This window comes from Streptomyces sp. NPDC094032 (assembly GCF_040303965.1).
Classification (GTDB): Bacteria; Actinomycetota; Actinomycetes; order Streptomycetales; family Streptomycetaceae; genus Streptomyces.
In genome coordinates this window covers 1-20,522 of sequence record NZ_JBEOUE010000034.1, presented here as the reverse complement: position 1 = coordinate 20,522, position 20,522 = coordinate 1, and the positions used below count along the sequence as shown (strand labels likewise).

The 20,522-nt window shown below is 71.6% G+C and carries 14 protein-coding genes and 3 pseudogenes; 7 read left to right on the top strand and 10 right to left on the bottom strand.

All coding sequences use genetic code 11. The features are described 5' to 3' along the window. Positions 1-161: 161 nt before the first annotated feature. From ABTZ54_RS32045 to ABTZ54_RS32025, 5 genes are all read right to left on the bottom strand, one after another. Positions 162-2,393: a choice-of-anchor A family protein gene (locus ABTZ54_RS32045; protein ID WP_351670056.1), complete on the bottom strand. Its 2,232-nt coding sequence runs from the start codon at positions 2,391-2,393 to the stop codon at positions 162-164. 306 nt (positions 2,394-2,699) lie between these two features. Further along, on the bottom strand, positions 2,700-3,503 hold the full coding sequence (locus tag ABTZ54_RS32040) for a phosphatidate cytidylyltransferase (RefSeq protein WP_351670053.1): 804 nt from the start codon (positions 3,501-3,503) through the stop codon (positions 2,700-2,702). Continuing rightward, positions 3,500-5,278, bottom strand: coding sequence for an aminotransferase class I/II-fold pyridoxal phosphate-dependent enzyme (locus ABTZ54_RS32035; RefSeq protein WP_351670052.1), 1,779 nt, complete (start codon positions 5,276-5,278; stop codon positions 3,500-3,502). The genes ABTZ54_RS32040 and ABTZ54_RS32035 overlap by 4 nt, the downstream gene beginning before the upstream one ends. A 142-nt stretch (positions 5,279-5,420) precedes the next feature. Further along, entirely contained in the window at positions 5,421-6,104 is a 684-nt protein-coding gene (locus ABTZ54_RS32030; RefSeq protein ID WP_351670050.1) for a hypothetical protein, read from the bottom strand. 133 nt (positions 6,105-6,237) lie between these two features. Further along, positions 6,238-6,882, bottom strand: coding sequence for a hypothetical protein (locus ABTZ54_RS32025; RefSeq protein WP_351670047.1), 645 nt, complete (start codon positions 6,880-6,882; stop codon positions 6,238-6,240). Positions 6,883-7,394: 512 nt separating this feature from the next. Between ABTZ54_RS32025 and ABTZ54_RS32020 the strand changes: the two genes are divergently transcribed. Continuing rightward, positions 7,395-10,238: a class III lanthionine synthetase LanKC N-terminal domain-containing protein gene (locus ABTZ54_RS32020; RefSeq protein WP_351670044.1), complete on the top strand. Its 2,844-nt coding sequence runs from the start codon at positions 7,395-7,397 to the stop codon at positions 10,236-10,238. Between the two features lie 296 nt (positions 10,239-10,534). Here ABTZ54_RS32020 and ABTZ54_RS32015 read toward each other — a convergent pair whose 3' ends face one another. The 3 genes and pseudogenes from ABTZ54_RS32015 to ABTZ54_RS32005 form a co-directional block, all read right to left on the bottom strand. Further along, complete coding sequence (locus ABTZ54_RS32015) at positions 10,535-11,092, bottom strand: DUF3291 domain-containing protein (RefSeq protein ID WP_351670041.1); 558 nt, start codon at positions 11,090-11,092, stop codon at positions 10,535-10,537. Positions 11,093-11,760: 668 nt separating this feature from the next. Next, positions 11,761-12,126, bottom strand: a complete 366-nt coding sequence (locus ABTZ54_RS32010; protein WP_351670038.1) for a hypothetical protein — start codon at positions 12,124-12,126, stop codon at positions 11,761-11,763. Between the two features lie 4 nt (positions 12,127-12,130). Next, positions 12,131-12,740 (bottom strand): annotated as a pseudogene (locus ABTZ54_RS32005) (hypothetical protein). Between the two features lie 126 nt (positions 12,741-12,866). Between ABTZ54_RS32005 and ABTZ54_RS32000 the strand changes: the two are divergent. Next, positions 12,867-13,604: a VOC family protein gene (locus ABTZ54_RS32000; RefSeq protein WP_351670035.1), complete on the top strand. Its 738-nt coding sequence runs from the start codon at positions 12,867-12,869 to the stop codon at positions 13,602-13,604. A 212-nt stretch (positions 13,605-13,816) separates the two neighbouring features. Here the strand turns inward: ABTZ54_RS32000 and ABTZ54_RS31995 are convergent, their stop codons facing one another. Continuing rightward, positions 13,817-14,239, bottom strand: coding sequence for a MarR family winged helix-turn-helix transcriptional regulator (locus ABTZ54_RS31995; RefSeq protein ID WP_351670032.1), 423 nt, complete (start codon positions 14,237-14,239; stop codon positions 13,817-13,819). A 198-nt stretch (positions 14,240-14,437) separates the two neighbouring features. Here ABTZ54_RS31995 and eno point away from each other — a divergent pair, with 198 nt between their 5' ends. The 5 genes and pseudogenes from eno to ABTZ54_RS31970 all read left to right on the top strand — a co-directional run bounded on the left by eno (position 14,438) and on the right by ABTZ54_RS31970 (position 20,293). Further along, on the top strand, positions 14,438-15,754 hold the full coding sequence (gene eno, locus ABTZ54_RS31990) for a phosphopyruvate hydratase (protein ID WP_351670029.1): 1,317 nt from the start codon (positions 14,438-14,440) through the stop codon (positions 15,752-15,754). A gap of 474 nt (positions 15,755-16,228) precedes the next feature. Further along, positions 16,229-17,644, top strand: a complete 1,416-nt coding sequence (locus ABTZ54_RS31985; RefSeq protein WP_351670026.1) for an NUDIX hydrolase — start codon at positions 16,229-16,231, stop codon at positions 17,642-17,644. Between the two features lie 419 nt (positions 17,645-18,063). Next, positions 18,064-18,912: a class I SAM-dependent methyltransferase gene (locus tag ABTZ54_RS31980; protein WP_351670023.1), complete on the top strand. Its 849-nt coding sequence runs from the start codon at positions 18,064-18,066 to the stop codon at positions 18,910-18,912. A gap of 68 nt (positions 18,913-18,980) precedes the next feature. Further along, positions 18,981-19,433 (top strand): annotated as a pseudogene (locus tag ABTZ54_RS31975) (class I SAM-dependent methyltransferase); the annotation flags it as partial. A 102-nt stretch (positions 19,434-19,535) separates the two neighbouring features. Then, a pseudogene (locus ABTZ54_RS31970) lies at positions 19,536-20,293 on the top strand (IS5 family transposase). Positions 20,294-20,300: 7 nt separating this feature from the next. Here ABTZ54_RS31970 and ABTZ54_RS31965 read toward each other — a convergent pair. Beyond that, a partial coding sequence (locus tag ABTZ54_RS31965) for an isocitrate lyase/phosphoenolpyruvate mutase family protein (protein ID WP_351670020.1) occupies positions 20,301-20,522 on the bottom strand: 222 nt, incomplete at its 5' end.

The window sequence follows — 20,522 nt, the reverse complement described above, 5'->3', positions numbered from 1 at the left end:
CCCCCGCTCATGGGGGCGTGAGACATGGCAGCAGCGAGGCAGGGATGACGTCAAGCGCTCAAACTGGCATGGTTACGCGCAAGTTCAAGCATGGAGAGTGCCCGCCACCCCGGTGGGTGACGGGCACTCTGCTGTGTGCGGCCGGTCAGGTCGTGGCGCGGTCAGGCCCGCCCGCCCCGCCCGGCACGTGCGGGGCAACCACCGTGACCCTGGTCTCCATAGCCCTGGTCGCCATAGCCTTGATCGCCATAGCCCTGGTCGCCATAGCCCTGATCACCATGGCCCTCGTCCCCATAGCCGGTGGGCTCGCAGGGTGTCTCCTCACGGCTGTTGGCCACGCGCGCGATCACGACCGTGTGGTCGGCGCTGACGACATAGGGCCCCGATACGGGGTCGCTGGGCAGGACGTACCCGGCCGGGACGCCGGTCTCGCGGAGGTAGTACGTGCCCAGTTCCAAGTGGCCGAAGGAGCACATGCCGCCCAGGCTCGTGGTGCAGGACGTGCCGACACGGGTGTCCGGATCGGGGCCGGTGGCCTGGAGCCCGTCGCGCCCGTTGGTCTCCTCCCACAGCTCGAACGTGGCCCCGCGCAGCGGCGCCTTGGTGTCGGCGTCGGTCTTGAAGAGCATGAGGCTCCCCTGGTCCGGCGGGACCACGGACTTCTGGTTGGCGGCGGTGACCGAGACACCCGTGGACGCGTTCTCGGCCGTCAGGACGAGCGGGCCGAAGACGGCGGGCGACGGGAGGTCGTAGCCGGCGGGGGCGTGCGTCTCCTGCCAGTAGTACGTACCGGTCTCCACCGTCCGGGCACACACACCGTCAGCGCCGGTCACGCACGCCGCCCCCACCTGCGTGTCCGGATTCGACCCGCCCGTCTGGAGGCCGGACACACCGTTCGTCTCCTCCCACAGCCGGAACGTCGCACCGGGCAGCACCGCACCCGTCGCGGCGTCCGTCTTCACCACCTTCACCTCACCCTTCGGCACGACCGGCGTGGCCGTGTTCTTGGCGGTGACGGAGACGCCGGTGTCCGCGTTCTCGGCCGTCAGGACGAGCGGGCCGAAGACGGCGGGCGAGGGCAGGTCGTAGCCGGCGGGGGCATGTGTCTCCTGCCAGTAGTACGTACCGGTCTCCACCGTCCGGGCACACACACCGTCAGCACCCGTGACGCACGCCGCTCCCACCGGCGTGTCGGCGTTCCCGCCGTCCGTCTGGAGACCGGACACACCGTTCGTCTCCTCCCACAGCCGGAACGTCGCACCGGGCAGCACCGCACCCGTCGTGGCGTCCGTCTTCACCACCTTCACCTCACCCGTGGTCGGAGGGGTGGTGCCGCAGTCGGGCAGGTCGCCGTCGAAGGGGTAGGCGTGGAACTCCTGGCCGCCGCCGCCCGTGGCGGAGCTGGTGTGGGTGACCGATCCGGTCGTGAAGAAGCGGCCGTTGACGCCGGGCAGGGTCACGGTCGTCATCGAGGACTGCTCGCCCATGAGGAAGCTGCCCTGGAACTGTCCGGTGCCGTTCAGGCCGATGGTGGTGGCGTCGGGGAAGTTCCACAGCAGCCGCTCGCGATAGGCGTTGAGCGGGTCGGCGGCGTCGACGAGGCCGCCGCTGTACGTGTTGATGGTGCGGCTCGTGCCGAGGAGGTTGACCAGGATCGTGGCTCCGGCGGGGATGCCGGCGAAGACGACGCCCTGCTGGCCGCCGGTGGTGGAGGCCAGGTCGAAGTCCACGTTGAAGACCTGGAGGGCGGAAGTGCCATCGCCCGTGAAGAGGGTCTGGAAGTTCTGGTTGACGGCCGTGCCGGTCGCGGGCCTGGGCTGTCCATTGACCCGGGCGTAGCAGCGGCTCGCCGTGGTGAGCTGGTCGCGGAGGCCCACGTACGGCACGGCGGCGTTCGCGTCCTGGACGAGGGTCCCGGTGACGTTCCCGGTCACGGTGCCCGCGTGGCGTACGGTCCCCGTCTCGGTGAGCATGCCGCCCGTCGTCTCCAGGCGCTGCCCCGTGGCGATGGTGACGTCGCCGCCGGTGGTCAGGAAGTCCGCGTCCGTGGGCGGGACGACCCGGGAGCCGACACCCACGATGCCCAGGTTGTACAGGCCGCTGGCGCCGGCCTCCTTGTTCTGGTCGAAGTTGTCGAGGACCACGACCCGGCCCTCCGCCTCGGCCGCGCGGCCGCGCACGAGGTAGTCGTTCCCCACGAAGATGTTGATCCCGGCGTCGCGGCCCGCGAGCGGGCCGTTGCTGACCTGGGGGTACGGATCGGGGCAGTTCCCCGGGACGCACGGCCCGAGCCCGCCGGGCAGCGGCGCGGCGACCGCGGCCTGGCTGGCCGGGCCCAGGAGGAGGGCGGGGACGGCCGCGAGGGTGACGGCGCAGGAGAGCCCGGCCGACACGGCTCTCCTCGGGGGGCGCGGGAAGCGCCGAGGGGTGTGGTGTCTCATGCCGGGAGTCTTGGCCAGCGGATCCGGGACCACCATCCGTGGGGACCGGGGTTGGGCCGCTCAGGGAGCACGCTCACCGAGAGGCATGAAGCGTGACCGCCGAAAGGAGTACGGGGAGGGGGTCGGGGGGAGAGCGTGGCGCTCGGGGTGATCCCGGGCCGGGCTGGCCGACGTAACGGGTGACGGGTGACGGACGACGGGCGACGGGCGACGGGCAAGCGGTCCGGGTTCTGGAAGGAGAGCCCGAGAGGGACCCGGCTAGCTCAGCACCAGCAGCACCGCCAAGGCGATGAGGAGCGAGTCGATGCGGTCCAGCAGGCCGCCGGAGCCGGCGAGCCAGCGGCCGGCGTCCTTGGCGCGGGCGCCCCGTTTGACCATCGACTCCAGGAGGTCGCCGAGTGGCCCGCCGACCGCGACGGCCACCGCCGTCTGCCAGGTCAGGGACGACAGCACGGCGAGCGCACCGAGACCGGCCGCGGCCCCGGCCAGTGTGCCGCTCCACCGTTTGGCGGGCGACAGCGCGGAGAGCCGGGGGCCGCCGAGGCGGCGACCCGCTGCGTACGCGACGATGTCGGAGATCGACACGGCCACGAACAGGACGAGCCCCACCACGCCCAACGGGACGAGCCCGGCCAGGACGCCCAGCCATACGAGCCCGAGCAGGCCCGCGCCCAGGCGGCGTAGCCCGTGCTCGGCGTCGCCGGAGAGGAGCGGCACCCCGGCGATGGCGAGCGCCCCGACCGCCGCGGCCCGGAGCAGCTCGCCGGGGGCCAGCCAGGCGGTCAGGACGAGCCCGACGACCGAGGCGCCGAGCACCACCCGGTCCACCGGGCCAAGCCGCAGCAGCCCGCCGAACTCCGCCACCGCGACCACACCGACCACGGCCGCGAGCACCGCGATCCCCGGCGGTCCGAGCCAGAACGCGCCCGTGACGAGCGGTACGCCGAGCGCCCACACGCACCAGCGGACCATGAGCTCACGCCGCCGGGTCGCGGCGACGGCGATCCCGCCGAGCGCCAGTGCCCCGCCGAGGTACGGGACGAGCGCGGGGACGGTCGTCATCGGGCGGTCCCGGCGTCCCGCGCACCGGCCGGAACCGGCGTCGCCGGTGCGCCGAGGGCTTCCAGCGCCTCCAGGGCGCTACGGCACGCCGCCACGATCCGCGCGTTCTCCGCCGTGTCGCGGACGGCGACGCGAACGGTCCGGCCCTCGTACGCCGGGGACATCGGCGACAGGTCGCGCAGGTAGACGTCGTGGCGTCGGCACTCACGTACCAGCCGGGCCGCGCTCGGTCCGCTCGGCGGCAGGGTCACGGTGAGGAAGTTCGCCACGCCCTCGTGGACCGACTGGAGTCCGTCGACCCGCGAGAGTCCGGCGGCGAGCTCCCGTCGCAACTCCGCGGTGCGCGCCCAGCGTTCGGCGTAGTACCCGGGGTCGCGGAGCGCCGTCACGGCGGCGAGCTGGGCCGGCAGGCTCACGGGCCACGGCGGCGTCCAGCGACGCAGTTCGCCGGCCGTGTCCGGGTCGGCGACCAGGTACGCGGCCCGCATTCCCGACAGCGCGTACATCTTCGAGAGCGAGGTGCAGACGACGACCCGGGCGTCGACGGCGGCGAGTCCGGCGAGCGACTCCTCGGGGTCGGCGTAGCCGAGGTAGGCCTCGTCGATCCACCACCGGGTCCGTGCGGGAGAGTTCTCGATCACCGCGCGCAGCGCGTCGGCGGGAGCGTGACGGCCGGTCGGGTTGTTCGGATTGACCACCACCACGAGGTCGTACCGTCCGCTGCCGGTCGCGGCGGCGAGCCGGGCCGGGTCGAGCAGCCAGCCGTCCTCGGCGCGCAGCCGGAGCCGGTCCACCTGGCAGCCGATCACCCGCTCGGTGACATGGGCGTACTCGCCGTAGCTCGGATCGAGCAGCAGCACCCGGCTGGCCGGTGTCAGCCACCGGCCGAACGCCCGGAAGATCAGATCGGACGAACCGGCCCCGACGACCAGCGACTCCACCGGCAGCCCACGGACCCCGGCGATCTCCGCGAGCAGCCCTTCCGCGCCGGTCGGCGGCGAGGTCCGCGCCGACCACCCGGGGTCCTCCGACAGCACCGCGCGGACCTGGGGAGACGGCGGGAACCACGCGTCGAGCACATCGGCGGCGACCACCTCGTGACGGCGGGCCAGCGTCCGGAAGTCCGTACCGATCGCGGAGAAGAAGGCACCGCCGTGCTCGCAGCCGTCCGCGCGCGGCGCGAACTCCACGTCCAACCGCCAGTCGAGTCCGACCTGCAGCCGCTCAAGCGCCCGCCCGTGCCGCTCTCGAACCGCCCTCGTCAACTCCACCACGGAACCACTCAACACCTCGAACGAGACCGCACCCGAGCGGACCGTCCGCCCCACCGGCCGCAACCCGGCGGCGAGATACATCTCCAACAACTCGGTGCGCCCCATCGCCACCACGTCGCGGCCGCCCCGCGCCGCGACCCAGCGCAGCGCCGCGTACATCAGGAGCGGCGCCGCCGCGGTGGACCGCCAGCGCTTCTCGACGGTCAGGACGCGGATCTCGAACGGCGCCTTCTCCGACAGGACCGGCAGCTCCTCGCGCGTCAGGTACTTGTCCAGCGAATACCGACCGACCCACGGCGGGGTGATGCTGACGAATCCGATCCGCGTCTCACCACGCGCGGCCACGAGATACACGTTGTCGCCATCGAGCCCGTCCCTCAACCGCCCGGACGGTTCCACCCGATGCTGCCCCAGCTCCTCCGCGTACACCCGATGCCGCAACTCGTAGATCCAGTCGAGGTCACCGGGCGTGGCTGTGCGCAGCTGTATGGCGTGGTCCATGAGCGTCTCCCCCAGGCAATTCAGGCGTTCGCGTCCCAGGATGAAGAACCCCGGGGCCCAACACCTGAGTACCTGTACTCACTTCCACCACCATTACCCAGCACCCCTCCCAACCCTGCCTGCCCGCGTGCCTCCCCGGGGTTCAGCGCCGCCAGCGGTCTTGGCCGGGCCCCTTGCAGGTGTAGACGACGCCCTTCTTGCTGACTCCCGTCCCTCCTGCCGGTGAGCAGAAGGCGCCGGGGCTGACGGTGCCGACGGCATTGCCGCCGCCGGAGCGGTCCGCGTCACGGGTTTCGTCTGCGGGAGGCGGCGGGACCGGACGCGTGGGCTTCGGGTGCAGGTCGGTGTGGAGCCTGACCGGGCAACCCGTTCCCGGCGCGACCAGGTGCACGTTCGGGTCGGCGTTCCCGGCTGTGAGCGGCGCGCCGGGATCCGGGCCCTGGAAGCACACGGTCCAGTTCGCGTGGTCCGCAGGCAGCTTCACGTCGTCGTAGGCACTGGCCGCCGTCAACTCATGGACGCCGAGGCCTTCGACAGCCCTCTCCGCCGAGGCGTACGGCCTGCCCACGACCTTGGGCATGACGGCTTTCGACGCGGAGGTCGGACTCGGAGGGGGTGGCGAGGCGGGTGCGGAAGCCGTGGGGGACGTGGTGGCGGCCCCCGTGACCGCGGGTTGCGCCTTGGCGTCGGTCTTCGGCCCCCGCTGCGGGTCGCCCAGGGCCGGGACGAGGAACCAGAGGGTCGCGAGCACGGTCGCGAGGATCTTCGTGGTGCGCTTCCAGCCGCTGAGCCATGCGAGTGCGATTCCGGCGGGCGGGATGAGCACCAGAGCCGTGATGACGAGCGCGGGGTGCTGCCACCACTTTCGTACGGGCGAGGGCGAGGGCGAGGGCAACGGTGGGGACGAGGGGTTACGGTACGGCGGGGGCTGCCGCAGCGGCCAGTCCTGAAGCGCCCCCTCACGGGGCCGTGCACAGCACCGTGGCGACGAGGGTGCGCGGGCCGGGGGCGGTGTTGATGGCTTGGACGGTCCAGCCGGTCTCCGTCATGTTCGAGGTGTTGAGGAGGACGTCGAGGCCGCCGGTTCCGCCGCCGCCGGTCGGGACCTTTCCTTGAGGGCACTCCACGTGGGCCGTTCCCACCGCGCCGGCTGCCAGGTTCACGGTGTCGCTGGAGTTGACGGCGGGCTGCACGTCGGAGCAGACGGCGAGTGCCCGTACGAAGGACAAGGGCGCGTTGGGGTCGAAGTTGCGGTAGTTCGCCCGCGCGCTCCACGCCCTGATGCCGGCCAGGTCGGTCTGGCCGACGAACGTGCTGTCCCCGGCCTGGAACCCGCCGCCGACCACGAACTGCGATCCGCACAGCGCGGTGCTGGACCGGTTCGACTCCCCGGGCCGGAGAGGCGCGTCCAGCCCGGACACGTAGGCGAGGGTGGTGTCCGTCGAACAGATCACCCGGGGGTGCAGCGTCGACACCTGGGTGGTGCTGCTGTTGTAGGCCCGCACCCGCCAGCGGTTGCGGTCCGCCTCCGGCGCCGTCTCCCTGAGGAGGACGGCGCCCACCGGGTCGTCCTCGACCGTCGCGCCTCCGCCCATGGGTTTCATGCCGTCCGGACAGTAGGCCGCCACCGTCCTCTCCTGACCGGGATACATGATGGCGGGGTGACCCGGCTCCTGCGTCACGGTGAACGCGGCAGCCGTCGGCTCCGTTCCGACCGCCCAGGCGTGGGGAACGGAGACGGGAAGGGCGGCGGCGATGAGCGCACCGGTCGTGAGAGCGGTCGTTCGGAGACGGGTGGTTCGGGGCATTCCTGGCTCCTTGTGGTGCTGTCCTCTGTCCGGGGAGAGAGGTGTTCCCCCTCGTCGGTACCCCAGCGCGTGGTGATCGCCCGGATGTACGCGGTCATTCACCCGTGGGAGGCGAGGTGGCGGGGCTGTTGACGCGAGTCCGGAACCGGCGCCCGTACCAGCTCCTTCGGGCGTCGCCCGATGGGCCGGCGGGCGCCGGGCGCGTACCGCCGCTCGAACCGCCCCCGGACCTGCCGGTCCCGGTCCCCGGCGCACGAGAACGTTGTGGCAGCCCACCACCACCCCGTACCCCCCTGTGAGGAGTTCCCGTGCTCGAAGGCTTCGGTGAGGCGCTCGCGGACCGGGAGTACTACCTGCCGCTGCCGAGCGTCGCCGACCCCGGCCCGCGCTTCGCTCCCGGCGAGGTGCCGGCGGGCCTGCGCGGCGCGGCCCGGGGCATCTGGACGGTCTGGGGCAGTCCGCGGACCGGGCTCGCCGAGCAGGGCTGGAAGATCCACGTGTCGGCGCGGCTGGACCGGGCGCAGCACGTGCTCGACACGGTCGCCCGGATCTGCTTCTCCGAGGGCGTGCCGTTCAAGCACCTGAGCGCCCGGCTCTTCTTCCTGTACCTCCATCACAAGCACGCGCCGCGGGCCCAGGCGGGCAAGTTCTGCGCCGTCTACCCACCGGACACGGCGACCGCCCGCCGCCTGCTGGAACGCCTGAGCGAAGCGCTCGACGGGGAGGAGGGCCCGTACGTCCTCACCGACCGGCGCTTTCGCGACTCGCGGACGGTCCACTACCGCTACGGCTCCTTCGACGGCGCCCGCAGCCGGCTACGGGCCGACGGCACCCGGGAGGGGACGATCCGTGACGGCTCCGGCCGCGAGGTCGTGGACTCGCGACTGCCCGCGTTCCACCTGCCGGCGGGGATCTCGGACCCGTTCGTCGAGCGGGAGGAGCCGCCGCACGCGGGCCCGATCCTGATCCGCGACTACGAGGTCACCCGCGCGGTGCGCCTGAGCAACGCCGGCGGCGCGTATCAGGCCCTCGACCGGCGGACCGGCCGCACCGTCTTCCTCAAGGAGGCCCGCGCCCACAACGGCCTGGTGTTCGACGGGACGGACGCGCAGCAGCGCCTGCGCCACGAGTACGACGTGCTGCGCGAGCTGCACGCGGCGGCCCCCGGGGTGGGCCCGGAGCCGCTGGACCACTTCACGGAATGGGAGAACGACTTCCTCGTCACCGAGTACGTCGCGGGGCTGCCGCTGGTGGGCTGGCTCAGCCGGTCCTCCCCACTGGCCCGCGCCGACCGCACGTCCGAGTCCGTCGCCACGTACTACGAGGCATGCCGACGACTACTGGCCTCCCTGGACGCCTCACTGGACCGACTGCACGCCGTCGGCTACCGGTTCGGGGACCTCAGCCTGGGCAATCTCCTGGTCACGCCGTCGGGCGGGGTCCGTCTCGTGGACTTCGAGGCGGCCTCGGCGCTGTCCTCGCCCCCGTCCGGGATGGGCACCCCGGGGTTCACACCGCCGCCGCGCCTGCGCCGGGCCGACACCGATCCGCTGCTGCACGACCGGTACGGCACGTCGGCGGTCGCGCTCGCCTTCCTGGCGCCGTTCAACGAGATCGCCGAATATGCACCCGCCAACCTTGCGCTGCTGCGCCGCGATCTGGCGGATTTGGCTCCGCCGTGGGATCTGTGGCGGCGGGCGACCGTCTTCTACGCCAGGGGGGATTGGGACCGGGGGCGGGGGCAGGTGCTGGTGCGGGACCTGGGACTGGACAGGGTGCGGGACCGGGGGCAGGAGCTGGTGCGGGACCAGGGACTGGACCTGGCGCGGGACCGGGGACTGGACAGGGTGCGGGACCAGATGCAGGACGGAAACCTGGACGGGATCCACGACCGGACCCAGGATCCGATCCAGGACGGGAACCCGGACCGGACCCAGGACCGGACGCAGGACCGGACCCAGATCTGGGTCCAGAACGGACTCCAGCCCCGCCACGGTCCGAGCCGCACCCCCTCCCCCGCCGACCTGAACACCGATCCGCGCGGCTCCCTCACCCGGCTGGCCGAGGAGGTGGCCGCAGGGCTGCTGGCGATGGCCGACGCCAGCCGCCCGGAGTGGGCCTTCCCGCCCTCGCCCGAGGCGTTCCGGACCAACAACGTGTGCCTGGCCTACGGCACGGCCGGCGTGGTGCACGCCCTACACCGCGCCGGGGTGGCCGTGCCGGAGGAGATCCTCGAACGGCTCCGCCACGACACACTGACGCTGCGCGACGCGCTACCGCCCGGGCTACTCATCGGCTCGGCCGGCATCGCCCGGGTACTGGCCGCCCTCGGCCACCTGGACGAGGCCGTCGACCTGCTCCGGGACGCCGACGCCCACCCACTCACCACCTCCTGCGGCACACTGGCCGGCGGGCGGGCCGGGGTCGGCCTTGGCTGGCTCGCCCTGCACCAACTGACCGACGTGAGCGTCCACTTGGAACGGGCAGCGGCAGCAGGAGAAGCCCTGCTACGCACCCCCGACCTGCCATCCACCCTCGGCGAACACGACGCCCGCGGCCTGCTGCACGGCCGCTCGGGGCTCGCCCTCTTCCTCCACCGCTTGGCCACCGAAACGGGCGACGCCCGCTTCCTGGAGGCGGGCCGCCGACTGCTCCACGAGGAACTGGACCGGACCTTTCCGCTGGACGACGGCGCCCTGTCCCTCTCCGACAACGCACGCCTCACCCGCGCGATGCCGTATCTGGCCACGGGCGCGGCCGGTCTCACGACGGCGCTGACCCGTTATGTGGCCACCACGCCGGACGAGCGCTGCGCCACGGCACTGCCACGCCTGGTCGCTGGCATCCGGGTCTCGTGCGCCACGAAGGAGGCGGGCCTGTACCGGGGGCTGGCCGGACTGACCTGGTGCCTGACCAAGTACGCGGAGTTCGCGGGCCCGGACGCCGCCCGCGAGGACGCCGTGCGCGCCGCGACGGGCCTGCTGAAGTACGCGGTCCCGTACCCGTACAGGCCCGGTGTCCGCTTCCTCGGCGCGGGTTCGCAGCGGTTCACCGCCGACCTGTCCAGTGGCGGGGCCGGTGTCCTGCTGGCCCTGCACCGCCTGCTGTCCGGCCGGCTCCTGACGGGCCCCCGGCTCGCGGCAGCGGCCTGACGCCGCTGGAAGGCCCTCCGATGACCCCCTCGGCACGGCGGCGGACACCTCCGCACCGAGGTACGCAGTGACCGACCGAACAACCCTGAAAGAAACAACGAAAGAGGAGATCATCCATGACCCAGATCCTGGCGCTCCAGACCCTGGACACCGAGCAGGAGACCGACGCCTTCGCCCCCTGCTTCAGCGTCGCCTGGAGCATCAGCGACATCTTCCCCGAGCCGATGTAACGGGCCGCTCCCCGAAGGGCCGGGAACGGTGGCTGGCCACCGTTCCCGGCCCTTCGGGCCTCCCGGTCAGCGAGCCTGACCACTCCGCGCCCCGATGCCCTTGATCTCGCCGGGAGTTCCGTCCGGGGCGAACGAGTGGTGCAAGGTGAAGGCGTGCGGCGCGGAGCCGTGATCGTGGAGGTGCTCCAGCCGGGAAACCCCGTCCTGCCAGGTGGGTATCGCGTCGCCGGAGACCCACCAGGACACGTGACTCGGGCGTCCCGTCCTCTCGAACCAGTCGTAACGCCTGTTCAGCGCCTCGCGGTGCAGACTGCTGTAGATGGCGTCGAAGGCGGCGCCCAGCCCGGTCCAGAGCGAGAGGGTCGCGTCCAGGGCGGCGGTCTCCGCCGTACGGCCCTTGCCGTACCAGGCCGGTACGACGAACTCCCCCCACGCGCCCCAGTCCAGGTCGAAATGGCTGCCCCGGGCACCGTCCACCGCTTCGGCACGAGCGAGATACCCGGGATGCCGACCGATCTTCTGGTAGACGGCCGCGCCCCTGTCGCGGAGTTCGCGCGTCAGTGGTGTGGCATCGGAGAGAGGCGCCTTGAGAACGCCGAACGTGTACAGCGCGAGATGGGGCATGTGTCTCTCCCTGGTCGGTGGGGGTACCTGGCGTGGACCGGTTCGCCTGACGCCTGCTGACACATGACGGCGACGATTCGTAGGCGTGACCGACCCGCCCCGTCACGGATGGCTCGGCCGGAACGAACTCCGGTGCGACCGCGGACGATCGCCGAGGACCAGGTGACGGTATCCGCCCGCGCGGACCCTGTCGACGTTGCGTTTTCCCTGCTGAGATGCCCTCGGTCATGCCCGCGCACGGGCCCGCTCCTGGTGGTGAACCAGAACAGGAACGCGCACAGGAAGGCCGCTGACGCGAAGACGAGCGACTGCGCGAGGGAGTCGTCGCGCGCGCCCGCGAGCAGCGCGCCGGCCGCCGCCAGGGCCAGGGGGCGCCAGGTGACGCCTGGCACGTCGACCGGTGGCAGCAGGCGCAGGCCGGGAGGGTGGAGCCCAGGACGTCGCTGGGCCGGTCGTGGTACGTGGCCTGGACGACGGCGGCGGTGACGGCGAGCCAGAGCATGCCGGTCGTGGCGACGTAGGGCCGCTACGGGGATAGACGACGAGCGTGGCGCCGAGCGCCAGCCCGACGGGGACCGCCACGTGCCCGCTGGGGAAGCTGGTCTCGACGAGCGACGCGTGCGCGTCCACGAGATCGCGGCGGGGCAGGACCACTCTGGCGAGTTCCTTCACTCCGAGCGTGACCCGATCACGGCGATGCCCACGAGCAGGGTGGGCATCGCCGTGTACTCAAGGGGCGGTAGGGCCGACGACTGGTAGGCCGCTCCGGACCAGTCGTATATCCAGGCGGGCCCGGCCCCGTTCTCGTCGATGAGGGCGTTCTCCGCCCGTTGCCCGAACGGGGTGCAAACGGCGGTCAGGTAGACCACCAGGAAGGCGAGGAGACACAGCAGGGCCGCGATGTACGGCCGTGCCGTCCGCGACGCCGGCCCGGTCTCGGGCTCGGGCTCGGGCTCGGGCTCGGTCCCGAAGACCGGCGGCCGGTCACCGGGACCGAGGTATGTGGATGGGGCCGAGGGATCTTGCCGGGTCATCGTTTCAGGCGAGGAGCGCCCGGCTCTGCCGGCGCTGGGCGGCGATCACCAGGACCGGGAGAGGCGCGATCAGGAGCACCAGCACAACAAGATCGGGCAGGGACCGCATGAAACAGTCCGGCTGGAGGACGATCACCTGCGTACGGACGAACGCGACGACCCCGACGGGAATCAGCCACCGATAGTCCCCCGTGGCAGCCGTCGCCGCCCACGCGCCGATCAGAGCGACGACTTCGAGCCCGAACAGGCCGCGCTGGAACGCCGGACTGACGGACGTGAGGTGCAGGGATCCGGTCACGAACATGGCGAACACGACAGGCGCCAGCCGACGGTAGTCGAGTGCCAAACGTCCAGCAGGTACGGCACGAGTGCCAGCAGAGCGAGGACGAGAGCGGTCAGATGGACGCCGTCCAGCCACCACGCCCGGGCCGTGTTCTCCACGACGTCACGGGCACGGCCCCCGCCCCGGCGCGCACCAGCACGACGACCTCCCGCGGCGGAGGCCAGGAACGTCCGGGATACGCGTCGACCAGACAGTCCAACAACTCCTCACCGCGCCGGCGTTCCGCGCACCCGGCCGACCGGGCGAGGACGACGGCCGCCGCCTGCCGCATCCGCAGCGCCTCCTGACCGAGCGCCTCGCTGCCGTCGTCGGTGAGCTGCGAGGCCGACCTGGTCAGAGGCCCGCGCGAGTCCGCCCGCGGCAACGCGGCTTGACGACGGCTTCTAGGATCTCCGGCATGGCGACAAGACTTGTGCAGATCAATATGAAGGCCCACGACGACTCCGCGCTCGGCCGTTTCTGGGCGGCGGCGCTCGGTTGGGGCATCGACAGCGAGGCACCCGGTGTCACGAACCTCGAACCTCTGGGGTTCTCCTACCCCGACCCCACGGCCGTCTGCATCGACATCATCGCCCGCCCGGAACCCAAGACGGCGAAGAACCGGGTGCACCTTGATCTGGCCACCACCTCGACCGCCCATCAGACGGAGCTGGTCGCGCGTTTGAAGGATCTCGGAGCGACGCTCGCCGACGTGGGTCAGGGCGACGTCCCCTGGACGGTCATGGCCGACCCGGAGGGCAACGAGTTCTGCGTACTGGAGCCCCGCCCGGTCTACGAGGGCACCGGGCCGATCGCAGCGGTCGTCGTCGACTGCGCCGATCCACGAGAGATGGCACGGTTCTGGGGCCAGGCGATGGACTGGACCCTGCACGAACTCGCCGACGACCACGCGACCATGCGGTCCTCCGAAGGCGTCGGCCCCTACCTGGAGTTCATCCGCACCCCCGACACCAAGAGCGGCTGGAACCGCGTCCACCTCGACGTCCGCCCCTACGCCGGTGACGACGTGGAAGCAGAGGGAGCCCGACTGCGCGCCCTGGGCGCCACCGACCCCGTCTTCGACCAGGCCGCCATCCACTGGACCATCCTGGCCGACACGGAAGGCAACGAATTCTGCCTCCTCGCTCCTCGCTGACCCGGAGCATCACCTCCGGTCGGCCGCGGGTCAGCGTCGACCGGAGGCCCCATCCGACCCCCACGATGAGCTGACGAACGGTCCGGCAACCAGCTCGCGGAGAGCAGCCCACGCCGACCGAAGCCCTGCCGAGCCCTGGGCACCCGGCATCACGGCCACCCGACCGGCACCACGCCGGCCCCGGCGAGGCGACACGCCCGGTCCACCAGGCGTCAGCGGGTGGCGAGCCTTTCCAGCAGGGTCGTGCTCCGCGCCAGCAGCACCCGCTCCTCCTCCGTGAGCTCGGTCTCGATGGCCTGCGCGAGCCAACCGGCCCGGCGGCCGCGCTCGGCTTCGAGCGCCGACCGGCCCGCGTCCGTCAGCTCGACGAGCGACTTGCGGCCGTCCGTGGGGTGCGGCCGACGGGCGATCAAGTCCTGCTCCATGAGCAGTCCGACCGCACGCGCCATCGACTGCGGACGTACGCGCTGATCGGCAGCGAGGTCACTGGTGGTCATGGCGCCGTTGCGGTCCAGGGCGCCGAGCACGGCGGCCTGCCCCAACGGGATGTGGTCCTCGTTCTTCACCCGCCGACTGAGCTTGCCCATGGCGGTACGCAGGTCGACGGCGATGGCGGCGGCTTCCGTGGAGGGCATAGCGCACTTTACCCCGCTCCCCCGTTACGTAACCGGACACCTGACACCTGACCTGCGCAACCACACCACACAGCAAGACTGCACAGCAAAAGTGCACAGCAAAAGTGCGCAGTCTTGCTGTAGTGTTTTGGATGTCGGGCCCAGCGCCAACGCTGTCGCAGCCAGGGCCACGGCACACGCCGACGGGAAGGACCTCCCATGTCCGCACAGGCAGTCGCACCCCTCCACACCGACGCCTCCCTCATCGAAACCGTCACCGCCCGCCGGATCATCGACAGCCGCGGCAACCCCACGGTCGAGGTCGACGTCCTCCTGACGGACGGCTCCCTGGGCCGCGCCGCCGTCCCCTCCGGCGCCTCCACCGGTGCCCGCGAGGCCGTGGAACTGCGCGACGGAGACGCGGCGCGCTGGCACGGCAAGGGCGTGGACCGCGCGGTGGCCTGCGTCAACGGGGAGATCGCGGCGTCCGTGCGCGGCCGGGACGCGACGGACCAGGAAGGGCTGGACGCGGCCCTGATCGCCCTCGACGGCACCGCCACGAAGTCCCGGCTCGGCGCCAACGCGATCCTCGGCGTCTCCCTCGCCACCGCCAAGGCCGCCGCGACCGCCCACGGCCAGCCCCTCTACCGTTACCTCGGCGGACCCGACGCCCGTCTCCTGCCCCTGCCGATGATGAACATCGTCAACGGCGGCGCCCACGCCGACAATCCGCTGGACTTCCAGGAGTTCATGATCGCGCCCGTCGGTGCGGACACCTTCGCCGAAGCCGTACGCATGGGCAGCGAGGTCTTCCACACCCTGCGCCGCGACCTGCTGGCCGCCGGGCACTCCACGGGCGTCGGCGACGAGGGCGGCTTCGCGCCCGCGCTGCGCACCGCCGAGGAGGCGCTCGACTTCGTGACGGCCGCGATCGAGCGCACCGGCTACCGTCCCGGCACGGACATCGGCCTCATCATGGACCCGGCGTCCTCGGAGTTCTTCCGCGACGGGGTGTACGACTACGTCGGCGAGGGCGTGCGCCGCACCCCCTCCGAGAACGCCGACTACCTCGCCAAGCTCATCGACGCCTACCCGATCATCTCCATCGAGGACCCGATGGCGGAGAACGACCTGGACGGCTGGCGCGAGCTCACCGCCCGCGTCGGCGAACGCTGCCAGCTCACCGGCGACGACGTGTTCTGCACCAACGAGACGCTGCTGCGCGAGGGCATCCGCACCGGCGTGGGCAACTCGATCCTGATCAAGGTCAACCAGATCGGCACCCTGACCGAGGCGCTGGCCGCGGTGGCCACGGCCCACCAGGCCGGCTGGACGGCCGTCATGTCGCACCGCTCGGGCGAGACGGAGGACACCACCATCGCGGACCTCGCCGTGGCGACGGGCTGCGGCCAGATCAAGACCGGCTCACTCTCCCGCTCCGACCGCACCGCGAAGTACAACCAACTCATCCGCATCGAAGAGGAACTGGGCACCACCGCCCGCTACGCGGGCCGCTCAGTCCTCCGCAGGGCGTGAACAGCACGACGACAGAACCGTAGAACGGGCCCTCGATCACGATCGGGGGCCCGCTCGTGCGCCGGGCAGCAGCGTCGGGGCTTCCTCTCGCCAGCCGACCTGCCGACCGCGCAGGAGAGGCCGCCTCCGGACGGATGACACCCCTGCTACTACAGCCGAGCATCGGCGTTTCGGCCAATCCGCCCCGGGCGCGGGTCCTTGCGCGGCAAGGGCCGGTGCACTGCACACGTCCGAAGAACCGCTCAACGCCCGGATGCGCAACCCGTCCGAAAGAACATGTGCTCGAAAACGCGGCAGCGTCGTTGAACACACCGACACCACACCGACACCACCGGAACGTCCACGAGGGGGCACGCAACGACGTCGGCCGAACCGAGCGGCGATGCAGACGACGCACTGATACCCACACCTACCCCTGCGAGTTCACAGCACTCCCCTCCCCCAGTCCCCCACGTCGAAGGCGAGACGGCACGCATGTCACCCAGCTCTTCCACGATCCGTAGGACGGTCGAGGCGTACCTCGGTCGCCACCCTGACGAGCGTGCTGCCCTGGCAGGACTTCTCGCCGCTCTGGACCGGCCCCTCGACGTGACCGCCCGGACGACGCTGCCCGGTCACGTCGCCTGCGGCGCCGTCGTCATCGACCGCCACCGCCGAGTCCTCCACGTCCCCGGCGGCCACATCGAGCCCGATGACCGTACGCTGCTGGCCGCGGCACTACGCGAGGTGACGGAGGAGGCCGGGATCGCACCGGGCGCCCTGTGCCTGGCCCCGCAGACGCTCGGTTCCCCGATCGACGTCGATGTCCACGACATCGACGCGACCCCGTCCCAGGGCGAACCGCCCCACCGCCACTACGACTTCCGCTACGTGTTCTACCTCGCCGACGAGGAGCCGCCGCCGATCACCGGCGCCGCGTGGCGGACCCTGGCGGAGGTCACCTCGCCGTCGTTGCGCGCGAAACTCCTCGAAGCCCGGCTCGACGGGCGGCCGGAGCCGGTGAACGCGTCCGTGCTGATTCACGACGGCGCGGGCCGCTACCTGCTCCATCTGCGCGACCACGCGCCCGGCGTCATCTGGCAGTCCGGGGCGTTCGACCTTCTCGGCGGCGGCCGCACGCACGGTGACCCGAGCCTTGAGGGCACCTTGCTGCGTGAGCTGTCCGAAGAGGTCCCCGACCTCCGCCTGGAGGGCCTGGAGCCGTACGCCGTGGGGGCGGCCACCAGCATCGACGGCCTGAGCGTCCCGATTCAGGTCTTCGTAGGCCGCTGGCGCGGAGACCCCGACCGGCTCCGGCTCCACGAGGGGGTGCTGCTGCGCTGGTTCACGACCGACGAGCTGGACCGGCTGCGCCTGAGCCCGGAAACACGGGACCTCATTCGCCGACACGCTGCCGAGATCGCCCCGTACGGCAAGCCGGCCACGCCCGCTCCCCCATGGGACGAGGGCGGCCGTACCGTACTGAACGGCATCGGCGTCCACCTCCATCTACAGGACGACGCGGGCAACGTGCTCCTGGGCCTGCGCCACCCCGCATCGCGCTACGCCGGCGACACCTGGCACTACCTGGCCGGGCGGTGCGAGCAGGAGTCCGCCACCGCGTGCCTGATCCGCGAGGCGTGGGAGGAAGCGGGTCTGGTCATCGACCCCGCGGACGTGGAGTTGGCGCACGTCGTACACGTCGCGAACACCCCGGGCGGAAAGCCGCTGATGCAGCTCGTGTTCCGAGCGCACCGCTGGAAGGGCTCCCCCGAGGTCCGCGAGCCCGACAAGTGCCTGACCTGGCGGTGGTGGCCCCAGCAGGAGCTCCCGGACCGCCTGGTCCCCTACACGAGAACGGCCATCACCGGCATCGCTGAAGGCCGCGTGTACTCGCAGTTGGGCTGGTGAGCGGTGGGGGCGCGGATCGCGCGAGCGAACGGCGGCGTCGTGACACTCGGCATCGAACCGTGCGCCGCTGCCGACGCTCGCGAGCACGTGCCCGCACTCGGCTACCGGCCGAGGGCGGGGACTGGGGCCTGGGGCCTGGGGACCGCGCCAGGGGTCTCCGGACTCCGGCCCGTACGACCGGATCTCAGTACGACCGGGGCCGGCCCCGGCGCGATCGGCTGCCCCCGGGACATCGAAGCAGAGATCCAGGAGGTGGCCTCCCACTGCCGGGCGACCGCCGAACCCGCCGTCCGTCCACCGCACCCCACGCCACCCCACCCCACCCCACTTCGCCGCCGATGGCGTCCAGCGCGCCAGGACTTGCGATCCAGCAGCATGCTGACCTGGCAACTCCCCACATCCCTCCCTGGAGGTTCGCGATGACCCGCCCCGACCGGCGGCCCGATTCCACGGCGGGTTCGGACGACGCCCTGTTCGGATCCGAGGTCGCCGACTACGCCCGCTACCGTCCCGGCCTGCCGGACGCAGTGGTACGCCTCCTGGCCGCCACCCAGCACGGCGTACCCGACCCCGTCCTCCTGGACCTGGGGACGGGCACCGGCCAGGTCCCGCGCGCACTGCTGCCCGTCCTGCACCGGCTGAAGCACATCGACCTCGTCGACGTGAACCAGCACATGCTCGACGCGGCCGTCGCAGCGCTCGAACCGGTGCGCGGAGCATGCACGGTAGACGTCTTCACCGGCGCCGCTCACACCTTCTCCCCCTCTGGACGTGGCCGGGCGCCGAGCCTGATCACCTCCTGCCGGTCCTTCCACTGGATGGCCCGCCCGGAGGTCCTGGCCATGGCGGACCGGGTGGCCGCGCCGCACGCCGTCGTGGCGATCATGGGAGACGGCAGCCTGTGGACCCAAGAAGCGGACTGGGCGGCCGCGCTGCGGGTGCTGATCCAGCGTTACCTAGGCGAGGAGCGGCGCGCCGGCACGCGTGGCACCTACACGAGGCCGGGCCGCTCCTTCGTGGCCGACCTCGCCGACTCGGCGTTCAGCGACGTAACCGAGCACAGCTTCCCCGTAGCCCGCGACTGGAGACCCGAGGACGTCCTCGGCTACCTGCACACGACCAGCTTCGCCCGCCGCGCCCTGTTCGCCGGGCGGCGCCACCGCGACTTCGAGACCGACGCACTTGAACTGCTCCGGGGCCACGCCCGGGGCGGCGTGCTCAGAGAGGACGCCGTCTTCACGGTGCTACTCGCGCACCGCCCCAGGTGATCCCGAGCTGATGGAGCACGGCCACCGACCCAGGCCGCACAACGCCTCTGACCACCACCCCTCCGGCCATGAGGAGCAGCACGGTGACGTACACCGCCCGCGATCAGTGGGAGCGGCACTACAGCGACGGCAGGAACTTCCGACAGGTCGGTGCGCGCGAGCGCGAGCTGCTCGCCGAGCACACTCCCGGTCCCGAGGGCGGCGGCCGGGCGCTGGAAGTGGGCTGCGGCACCGGGGAGATGAGCGTCTGTCTCGCCTCCCTCGGCTACACCGTGGACGCCGTCGACTTCGCCGACAGCGCGATCACCCGTGCCCGCACGGAGCATGCCGACGTCGTGGGTGTGCGCTGGCTGTGCCTGGACATCGAGCGTGATGACCCGGAGCCGCTGGGCGGGCAGGCGTTCGACCTGGTCGTGATGCGACTGGTGTACGCGTTCGTGAAGGATCGCGGTCGGATCGTTCACGGCCTGGGTGAGCGTCTTCGGGACGGCGGCGCTCTCGTCGTGGTCACACCGGTGGTGGAGAACGTGCCCCATGATCGACGTGGCATCGCCCTGGACCAGGACGAGATCGACGTGCTCTGTGCGGGCTGGAAGAAGGTGGAGCGACTGGACGCGGACGGTCTGGCCTTCCTCGTCCTACGCGGCCCCTGCCACACCGACGCCCTACCGAAGTCCGTTCGCCGCGGAGGACGTTGGATCGATCACCGCGAGGCGATCAACGGGATCCTGTTCCGGATACGTACAGGTGTCCCGTGACGGGACCTGCTCTCGCCGGTTCGGGAACTGGAAAACCGTCTACCGGCCGTTCTGACCGACGCCGAAACTCAAGGGCGAATCGACTGGAGCATGGTCCGCATGTACTCCACACCTCGTATCGGGCACACCAGCACGCTGCCGGAGCACCGCGCAGGCCACCACGGATCCCCAAGCTAAGACCAACGCCCCGGCAGCACCGTCCCGACGAAGGGCTCGGACGCTCCAGAGGCGGCTTGACCTGCAAGATCCACCGTGCCGGAAGAGGCGGCCTTCGCCCACTGGCCCTGCTGATCACGCAGGGCCAGTGGGGCGACAGTGCGCAGCAGATCCCCGTCCTGGAGCGCATCCGGGTCAAGCGCACAACCACCGCTACCTGCGCAGACGCCAGATCAAGCACACCATCCCGAGCCGAAGAACCAGTGGGCCAACCGCCGGCGTCGCGGCAGCAGAGGAGACCGGCCCACGGGCTTCGACAAGCAGATGTACAAGCGCCGCAATGAAGTCGAGCGCGCGATCAACCGCATCAAGATCTTCCGGGCCGTGACGACTCGCTACGACAGCGGGCCTACATTTTCCATGGAACCGTCACCCTGGCGGCGATCCGACTGTGGCTGCGCTCCTGACCGCGTCTCAGTGCGCGGGCTGGGCCAGGAGCAGCGCGTTGAGGGTGGTGTAGTCGAATCCGCCCTCCAGCGAGGTCGTCGTGCCCTGCTCCAGTAGTTCGCGCGCAGCCCGGCGGACCAGTTCGTATGCTGCTTCGGCGATGGAGGATCCCGCGCTGATGCGGGCGGCTCCCGCCTCGGCGAGCTCGGACACGGGCAGGGTGCCGGGGCCGGCCAGGACGTTCACCGG